At 68.9% G+C, this 743-nt stretch carries 1 protein-coding gene; it reads right to left on the bottom strand.

Annotation, left to right across the window (positions count from 1 at the left end; all coding sequences use genetic code 11):
- Positions 1-188 precede the first annotated feature (188 nt).
- A partial coding sequence (locus AC1D01_RS37255; protein ID WP_477874922.1) for a phage tail tip lysozyme occupies positions 189-743 on the bottom strand: 555 nt, incomplete at its 5' end.

The raw sequence follows: 743 nt of genomic DNA on the forward strand, positions 1-743 counted from the left end.
CTGGGAGCCGATCGAGGTGAAGGCTGGCGCGAGACATGGAGTGAACCTCGGAAACTTCGACCCGCAGTTGATCGCCTCCGTGCGAGTCCGCAAGTTCGACGGTGCGGACACCTGGAAATTCTTCGACGAGTGAGCCGGCATCCGGCCACGTCCGGTCGCTCGCGATCACCTCGAGGACCGATGCCCCCTCAGCCCAGCTTCATCGCGTACTCCACCCGCGACGCCATCTGCGGATCGCTCGGCTTCTCGAAGCTGTTGCAGAAGGCCGCGGTGGCGCCGGCCACGTCGTTCGTGCCCTTCACCGCGTCGATCGCGCCCTTGTACTCGCCCTGCAGCTCCTGCTTCAGGTAGCCGTAGTTGGCGGCCTGGCTCGACGGGTCGAGCTTGTYGGCCTTGGCGAAGTCGATCAGGCCCTGCTTGCGCACCCCGCCCCATTGGGCGATGCCATAGCCGTTGCCGTTGTCGTCGGCCATGTTGCCGTTCGGCCCGCCGATGCCGCCGCCCTGCGTGATGCCGGTATTCATGCCGCCGCTCTCGTGCCACAGGTTGCCGACGATGCCGGCGGCCTGGGCGTCGTTGAGGCCGAAGTCCTTCTTCAGGTTGTCCTTCCACTGCTGCGCGGCCTGCAGGCTCTCGCCCGGCTGCAGCGCCTGGGTCTGGGCCGCGCCGCTCAGCGGACCGGCATCGCCGCCGCCGGTGGCCGGCTGGGCCGGCGCCTCGGTCACCGCGGCGGGGCCTTGCTC

The sequence above is a fragment of the Rhizobacter sp. P3_B12 genome, assembly GCF_056402895.1.